Here is a 7,868-nt window from a genome sequence, read left to right on the forward strand (position 1 = left end):
TGATGACCTCGCCGGTTCGCCGCATTGGCCTGATGGGCGGCAGCTTCGATCCGGTGCATGCCGCGCATGTGGCCTTGGCGGACGAGGCGTTGCGTACGCTGGCGCTGGATGAAGTTCGCTGGATTCCTGTGGGTCAAGCCTGGCAGAAAAGCCGCCAACTGGCCCCTGCGGCGGACCGGCTGGCCATGGTGCGAGCCGCCACGGCACACGAACCGCGATTCGTGGTCGATGACCTGGAATTGCGACGCACCGGCCCCAGCTACACGCTGGACACGGTGCACACCTTGCAAGTGCAGGCCGCTGAGACTGGCCTGCAGGCGGACTGGTTCCTCATCATGGGACAGGACCAGTACGCCAACTTTCCGACCTGGCATGGCTGGGTCGAATTGCTCGAACGGGTCACGCTGGCTGTGGCCTGTCGTGGGGCGGTGGCGCCGCAAGCGCCGACGGCCCTGCAGTCCCATTCTCATAGGGTGGTGACCCTCGGGTTGCCTCCCATGCATGTGTCTTCTACCGAGATTCGGGAACGCCTGGATCGTGGAGAAGATCCTCTTTCGCTTGCGCCAGCGCTGGTGTCCCCAGCGGTAGCGCGCTATATTGCCAACCATCAACTCTACGCCTCCCGGCACCCCAACCTGAATGGACATCCGTAAACTGCAACGCGCCATCGTCGATGGCCTCGAAGACGTCAAGGCCCAAGACATCGCCGTGTTCAACACCGAGCACCTGTCTGCGTTGTTCGAACGCGTGGTCATCGCCACGGGTACGTCCAACCGTCAGACCAAGGCGCTGGCCAGCAGTGTTCGCACATCGGTCAAGGAAGCCGGTTTTCCCGTGCCTCGCACCGAAGGCGAAGACAACGGCGAGTGGATCATCGTGGATTGCGGCCAAGCCGTGGTGCACGTGATGCAGCCCGCCATCCGCCAGTACTACCAGCTCGAAGAGATCTGGGGTGAGAAGCCCGTGGCGCTCAAGGCCAAGGCTACCCGAACGGGTCTGGTGAAGGCCTCGGAGCCGATGGACGAAGCGCCCGTCAAGCCCAAGAAGGCTTCTGGCAAGACCACAGCCGCCCGCAAGGCCGCCACCACGCCGCCTGAAGTCAAGAAGGCGCCCGCCAAGAAGTCCGCTGCCAAGCCCGTCAAGGCCGCTGAAGCCAAGCCCGCAGCCACCAAGAAGGTGGCCGTGAAGAAGGCGGCCAGCAAGACCACAGCGGTGAGCAAGTCCGCTGCGGCCAAGCCCGTGGCAGCCAAGAAGGTCGCTGCGAAGAAAGTGGTCGCGAAGAAGGCTTCCACCGTGAAGAAGGTCGTGGTGAACGCGCCTGAGAAGAAGGCGCCCGCCCGTAAGCCTGTGGCGGTCAAGAAAGTCGCCGCCAAGAAGGTCGCCGTGAAGCCTGTGGCCGTCAAGAAGGTGGCTGCCAAGAAGGCCGCAACCAAGAAGGCTGCTCGCTGATGAAGCTGACGGTGGTCACGATTGGCCACCGCCTGCCAGACTGGGCCAACGAAGCGTGTGAGGATTACCTCAAGCGCTTCCCGCCCGACTGGAAGGTGGAGGTCAAGGCCTTGAAGGCCGAACCTCGTGAGGGCAAGCCCGTGCCGGTCATCATGCAGACCGAGGCGGCGCGCATGGAGGCGGCCATCGAGCGCGGCACACGTCGTGTCATCCTCGATGAACGTGGCACGCGTCTGACCAGCGTGCAACTGGCCGAACGGACCGAAGCGTGGTTGCACGATGGTCGCGATGTCGCGCTGATCATTGGCGGCGCCGATGGCATCGACCCCGAGTTCAAAAAGACCGCAGATGAGGCCATTCGCCTGTCGGACATGACACTGCCTCATGCGCTGGCTCGCGTGCTGCTGCTGGAACAGTTGTACCGTGCCTGGTCTTTGCGCAACAACCATCCTTACCATCGGGCCTGAGCCCGTCTGCCTGCTGTGTCTTCCAACGCTGCGCCCTGGCTGTATCTCGCCTCTCAAAGCCCTCGTCGCCGACAACTGCTTGATCAGTTGGGTGTGTCTCATCGTTTGCTCTTGCCGGATGCGCACGAGGATGCCGAGGGTCTGGAGGCAGTGCTGCCCAACGAGTGCCCCGAGGATTACGTTCAGCGCGTGACTCTGGCCAAATGGGAAGCCGCCAAGCAGCGTCTGCGGCGTCGACGTGAAGTCGTGGGGCATGACTGGGACGTCGGTCCCATCCTGTGTGCGGACACCACCGTGGCCATTGACAACGACATTTTGGGCAAGCCGGCCGATGATGCCGATGCGGCATCCATGCTCTCTCGTTTATCAGGTCGCGCGCATCGGGTTTTGACCGCCGTGGTGGTGGAGGGCGCCTTGCGCCTGAGCACCTCGCACGTGCGCTGGCGCACCTTGAGCGCCGACGAAATTGAGCGCTATGTGGCCAGCGGTGAGCCCATGGGCAAGGCGGGTGCTTATGCCATCCAGGGGCGATCGGGCGCCTGGACGGAGCGCATCGATGGCAGCTACAGCGGCATCATGGGTCTGCCCTTGTTTGAGACCGCAGAGCTGCTCAAGCCACTGGGCTGGCATTTCTGAGTCCGTGATGCGGTAAATTGCCGCACATGGCCCATTCACAAGACATTCTCATCAACTGGACTCCTCAGGAGACCCGCGTTGCCATCATCGAGAGCGGCGCGGTGCAGGAGTTGCACATCGAGCGCACGCTGGAGCGTGGCCTCGTCGGCAACATCTATGCCGGCAAAGTCGTGCGCGTCTTGCCCGGCATGCAGTCCGCGTTCATCGACATCGGGTTGGAGCGCGCGGCTTTCCTGCATGTGGCCGATCTGCACCGCGAGGATGGGCAGGCGCGTTCGCATCCCCGTTCGGGTGAGGTGCAAGTGCCCATCGAAAAGCGTGTCCACGAAGGGCAGACGCTGATGGTGCAGGTCATCAAGGATCCGATTGGCACCAAGGGCGCACGCCTGTCGACCCAGATCAGCGTGGCGGGCCGGTTGCTCGTGTTCCTGCCGCAAGATGACCACTTGGGCATTTCGCAAAAAATTGGCTCACCTGAGTTGCGCGAGCAGTTGCGTGAACGCATGCTGCGCCTGCTGGGCGAGGCGGACAACCGCGAGGGCCGCACCCGTTCGGGTGGTTTCATCTTGCGCACCAATGCCGAGGATGCCTCGGATGACGAGCTGGGCATGGACATCGCCTACCTGCGCAAGACCTGGGCCACGATCCGCGAGGCTGGCCTGAAGGCCGCGCCCGGTACCTTGCTGTACCAGGAGCTGAACCTGGCGCAACGTGTCTTGCGCGATCTGGTCAATGAGCAGGTGCAGAGCATCCGCATCGACTCGCTGATTCAGTTTGAATCGCTCAAGGAGTTCGGCCAGGTCTACACCCCTTCGGCTGTGGCCAAGCTGTCGCATTACAAAGGCGAGCGCCCCATTTTTGACCTGTACAACATCGACACGGAAATCGAGCGGGCCTTGGCCCGTCGCGTGGAGTTGAAGTCGGGTGGTTACCTCATCATTGACCAGACCGAGGCCTTGACCACCATCGACGTGAACACGGGTGGCTATGTGGGCGCGCGCAACTTCGACGAGACCATTTTCAAGACCAACCTCGAGGCGGCGCAGGCCATTGCCCGGCAACTGCGTTTGCGCAACCTGGGCGGCATCATCATCGTCGACTTCATCGACATGTTGCGTGACGAGCACCGCGACGCGGTCTTGGCCGAGTTCCGCAAGCAACTCGACCGCGATCGCACCAAGTTCACCGTGAGCGGATTCTCGCCCTTGGGGCTGGTGGAGATGACCCGCAAGCGCACGCGTGAGTCGCTGGCGCACCTCTTGTGCGTGCCTTGCCCGACCTGCGAAGGCCGCGGGCAGGTCAAGACGGCGCGAACCGTTTGCTACAACATCCTGCGCGAGATCCTGCGCGAGGCGCGCCAGTTCAACCCGCGCGAATTCCGGGTCGTGGCCAGTGCCGCGGTGGTCGAGATGCTGCTGGATGAAGAAAGCCAGCACCTGGCTGGCTTGAGCGATTTCATCGGCAAGCCGGTTTCGCTGCAAACCGAACCCTCCATGTCGCCCGAGCAATACGACATCGTTCTGCTCTGAGCGAGCAAGGTTGTTACGCACCCGAACGGAACTTTTCCCCCGAAAGGGGCACAATTCAGCCCGGATCAACAAGGCTGTTTCATGAAGGATTCCCCAACGATGTCCATGTCGCGTCGCGCGTTGTCGCGTGGCCTGCTGGGTGGGCTGGCCCTGGCGGCTGGTCTGGCTTTGGTGCCCGTGAGCGCGCAAGCGCAGTTCCGCGTCGAAATTTCCGGCGTGGGGGCCACCCAGATTCCGGTGGCCATTGGACGTTTCCGAGAGGAAGCGCGGGCGCCTCAGCCCTTGTCTGCCATCGTCAAGACCGACCTGGAGCGCAGTGGCTTGTTCAAGTCTTTGGACGCCAGTGCGGCCGCCCTGGACGAAACCAGTCGCCCGAACTTGTCGGACTGGAAGGGCAAGGGCGCTGACGCCTTGCTGGCCGGTTCCGTCACACAGTTGGCCGATGGCCGTTTTGATGTGCGCTACCAGGTGTGGGATGCCCTCAAAGGCCAGAGTCTGGGTGGCATGAGCCTAGTGGTGCCAGCCGGTGACTTGCGCCAGAGCGCGCACCGAATTGCGGATGACATTTACCAGAAGCTCACGGGCGACCGGGGCGTGTTCGCCACGCGCATCTCGTATGTGAGCAAGGTGGGTGCGCGACACACCTTGTTGGTGGCCGATGCGGACGGGGAGGGGGCGCAAGCTGCCTTGGCCAGTCCGCAGCCCATCATTTCGCCCGCATGGGCGCCGGATGGTCGCCAGTTGGCCTACGTGTCGTTTGAAGGCGGCAAGGCTGTGGTCGTGGTCCAGGACGTGTTCTCGGGCAAGCGCCGTGTGGTGGCGGGCTTCAAGGGCACCAACAGTGCCCCAGCCTGGTCGCCCGATGGTCGCCAGATCGCGGTGACGCTGAGCCGCGATGGCGGTTCGCAGTTGTACGTGATCGGTGCCGATGGTGAAGGCCTGCGACGCCTCACGCAAAGCTATTCGATCGACACCGAGGCGGCGTGGTCGCCAGACGGCAACACGGTGTACTTCGTGAGCGACCGCGGCGGCGCGCCGCAGATCTACCGTGTACCGGCAGCAGGTGGCAGCGTTGAGCGCGTGACCTATTCGGGCAGCTACAACGTGAGCCCCGCCATCAGTCCGGACGGCAAGTGTATGGCTTACATCGGCATGGCCGATGGTGGTTACCGTGTGCACCTGATGGACCTGTCGACGCGTGCTGTCAAGGTCATCACGGACACCCGTGACGACGAAAGCCCCAGCTTTGCCCCTAACAGCAAGCAGATCATTTATGCAACGCGTGCGCAAGGGCGTGATGTGTTGATGACGACCACGCTGGACGGCCGCATCAAGGCGCGTCTGGCTACCCCTCAAGCTGATGTGCGTGAACCGGTGTGGGGGCCCTTCCTGGCGCCTTTGCGCCGCTAAGGCTTGTCACTTGTCTTTTTGATTGGAGAAAACAATGACCATTTCGACTCGCTCCCTGATTCTGTCGGCCATCGGTGCCGCAACCCTGGCTCTGGCGGGCTGTGGTTCGTCTGTGAAACTGGACGACCAAGCTGGTAACGGCGCTGCGCCCATCACCACCGCCAACGTGCCTGGCAATGCCGACAGCAACGGCGTGGCTTCGAGCAACGTGGCCCCTGTGGTCGTGGCGCCCAGCAATGCTGACGCGGATGCGGCTGGCCTGACCCGCGTGATCTACTTTGACTTCGACAGCTTCGTGGTCAAGAGCGAGTTCAGCGGTGCTGTGGAGGCCCACGCCAAGCGCCTGAATGCCGTCAAGAGCAAGAAGGTTGTGATCGAAGGTCACACCGACGAGCGCGGCAGCCGCGAGTACAACCTGGCCCTGGGCCAAAAGCGTGCCGAAGCTGTTCAGAAGTCGCTGACGCTGCTGGGCGTGTCGGGCGACCAAATCGAATCGGTGAGCTTCGGTGAAGAGCGTCCTGCGGTGCAAGGTTCGGGCGAAGAAGTCTGGGCCAAGAACCGCCGCGCTGAAATCAAGGATCGTTGATCCTGACGTCGCATCTGTCTCGAGGAAATCCCATGCGTGTTGTTCGCCCTGTGTTTGTTCGTGCCCGCCCGTTGGTCGTGGCCATGGCTGCGCTGTTCGCCACATGTGGTGCACACGCTGGGTTGTTTGAAGACGAGGATGCGCGCCGCGCCATCCTGGACCTGCGCCAACTGCGCACCCAGGATGCCGAGGCCAACAGCGCCAAGGTGAAAGCACTGGAAGCGCAGATTGATCAACTCAAGCGCAGCATGCTGGACCTCAATGCGCAGGTCGAGCAAATGCGCGGTGAGTTGGCCCAGCAACGTGGGCAAGGTGAAGTGCTGTTGCGCGATGTGTCGGAGATGCAGCGCAAGCAAAAAGACATGCAGGCTGCGCAAGACGAGCGTTTGCGCAAGCTGGAGCCGCAGGTCGTGACCGTGGATGGCAAGACCTTCAAGGCCGACCCGGATGAGAAGCGTGCCTATGACGACGCCATGGCACGCATGCGCGCCGCGGACTTTGCGACGGGGGTGGATGGTTTGGTCCATCTGCTGCAGCAGTATCCCCAGACGAGCTACAAGGAAGCGGCCTGGTACTGGCAAGGCAACGGTTACTACGGCCTGCGTCAGTACAAAGAATCGATTCAGGCATTCAAGCAACTGGTCGACAAGGCGCCTGACCATGTCCGCACGCCTGAAGCGATGCTCTCGATTGCCAACTGCCAGACCGAGTTGAAGGACATGACTGCTGCGCGCAAGACGCTGGAGCAGTTGGTCAAACAGTATCCACAGACCGAAGCGGCGCAAGCTGCTCGCGATCGGTTGCTGACCATGCCCGGTGGCACTGCGCCTGCGCGCAACAAGGGCAAGTGAGTTGACGACGGTGTCCGTGTTAGCCGATGACGACCTGCTGGTTGCGGCAAGCCAGCCTGATCCCGATCGCCGTTTCGGTGGCTTGCGCCGGTTGCATGGTGTCGCGGCCTATGAGCGCCTGCGTGCTGCGCGGGTGGCGGTGGTCGGTGTGGGTGGGGTCGGATCCTGGACGGCTGAAGCACTGGCTCGCAGTGGTGTCGCCAAACTGGTGTTGATCGATCTCGACAACATTGCAGAGTCGAACATCAACCGGCAGGTTCATGCCTTGGAGAGCACACTGGGGCAAGCCAAGGTTCATGCCCTCCAAGAGCGCATCGCGCAGATCAACCCCGAGTGCGAGGTTGTCGCTGTGGAAGAGTTTGTTGACGAGGCCAATGTGGCGGACTTGCTGCAGGCTGGGCAACTGGATGGCGTGATCGATTGTTGCGATCAGGTTCGCGCCAAGGCCGCCATGGCAGCCTGGGCAGCCATGCATCACAAGCCTGTGGTGACTGTGGGCGCGGCGGGTGGCAAAACGCGCCCGCATCTGGTCGAAGTGGCCGATTTGTCAGAAGTGACGCATGACCCGCTGTTGGCCTCGTTGCGACAGCGGTGGCGTCAACGTCACGGTGGCGCAAGACGGGGGCGCATGGGGTTGGTCTGTGTGTTTTCCCGCGAAGCCGTGTTGCCCCCCCAGGACAGTTGCGAACTCGGGGCGACCGGTGATGGTTCCCTGAACTGCGCGGGTTTCGGTTCCAGCGTGACGGTGACGGCGACGTTCGGCATGGTGGCTGCGGCGCAGATGATCGAGGCGCTCCTGGCGATCTGACTTTTTTGAGACAGTGCCCGCTTGGGCTTGCGGTGATCTCAAAAAACACGCTACAATTTATGTCTTTCCCGGGGGTCGTTAGCTCAGTCGGTAGAGCAGCGGACTTTTAATCCGTTGGTCGCAGGTTCGAAT

Annotated in this window: 9 protein-coding genes; all 9 read left to right on the top strand. The window is 62.4% G+C overall.

Annotated features, from left to right (window positions below):
• The first annotated feature begins 2 nt into the window (after positions 1-2).
• The 9 genes from nadD (at position 3) to ACOYNB_RS05310 (ending at position 7,736) form a co-directional block, all read left to right on the top strand.
• Complete coding sequence (nadD, locus tag ACOYNB_RS05270) at positions 3-653, top strand: nicotinate-nucleotide adenylyltransferase (protein WP_422838077.1); 651 nt, start codon at positions 3-5, stop codon at positions 651-653.
• On the top strand, positions 640-1,449 hold the full coding sequence (rsfS, locus tag ACOYNB_RS05275; protein WP_422838078.1) for a ribosome silencing factor: 810 nt from the start codon (positions 640-642) through the stop codon (positions 1,447-1,449). The genes nadD and rsfS overlap by 14 nt, the downstream gene beginning before the upstream one ends.
• Entirely contained in the window at positions 1,449-1,916 is a 468-nt protein-coding gene (gene rlmH, locus ACOYNB_RS05280) for a 23S rRNA (pseudouridine(1915)-N(3))-methyltransferase RlmH (protein ID WP_420818024.1), read from the top strand. Before rsfS ends, rlmH begins: the two co-directional genes overlap by 1 nt.
• A gap of 15 nt (positions 1,917-1,931) precedes the next feature.
• Positions 1,932-2,552, top strand: coding sequence for a Maf family protein (locus ACOYNB_RS05285; RefSeq protein ID WP_422838080.1), 621 nt, complete (start codon positions 1,932-1,934; stop codon positions 2,550-2,552).
• A 26-nt stretch (positions 2,553-2,578) separates the two neighbouring features.
• Complete coding sequence (gene rng, locus ACOYNB_RS05290) at positions 2,579-4,081, top strand: ribonuclease G (RefSeq protein ID WP_422838081.1); 1,503 nt, start codon at positions 2,579-2,581, stop codon at positions 4,079-4,081.
• A 99-nt stretch (positions 4,082-4,180) separates the two neighbouring features.
• Positions 4,181-5,491, top strand: a complete 1,311-nt coding sequence (tolB, locus tag ACOYNB_RS05295; protein ID WP_422838082.1) for a Tol-Pal system beta propeller repeat protein TolB — start codon at positions 4,181-4,183, stop codon at positions 5,489-5,491.
• A 34-nt stretch (positions 5,492-5,525) separates the two neighbouring features.
• Positions 5,526-6,077: a peptidoglycan-associated lipoprotein Pal gene (pal, locus tag ACOYNB_RS05300; RefSeq protein WP_374258498.1), complete on the top strand. Its 552-nt coding sequence runs from the start codon at positions 5,526-5,528 to the stop codon at positions 6,075-6,077.
• Between the two features lie 32 nt (positions 6,078-6,109).
• A complete protein-coding gene (ybgF, locus tag ACOYNB_RS05305) occupies positions 6,110-6,928 on the top strand; it encodes a tol-pal system protein YbgF (RefSeq protein ID WP_422838083.1) in 819 nt (272 codons plus the stop codon).
• Between the two features lie 10 nt (positions 6,929-6,938).
• Complete coding sequence (locus tag ACOYNB_RS05310; RefSeq protein ID WP_422838084.1) at positions 6,939-7,736, top strand: tRNA threonylcarbamoyladenosine dehydratase; 798 nt, start codon at positions 6,939-6,941, stop codon at positions 7,734-7,736.
• Positions 7,737-7,868: the final 132 nt, after the last annotated feature.

It is taken from the genome of Aquabacterium sp., from assembly GCF_049317225.1.
GTDB lineage: Bacteria > Pseudomonadota > Gammaproteobacteria > Burkholderiales > Burkholderiaceae_C > Aquabacterium.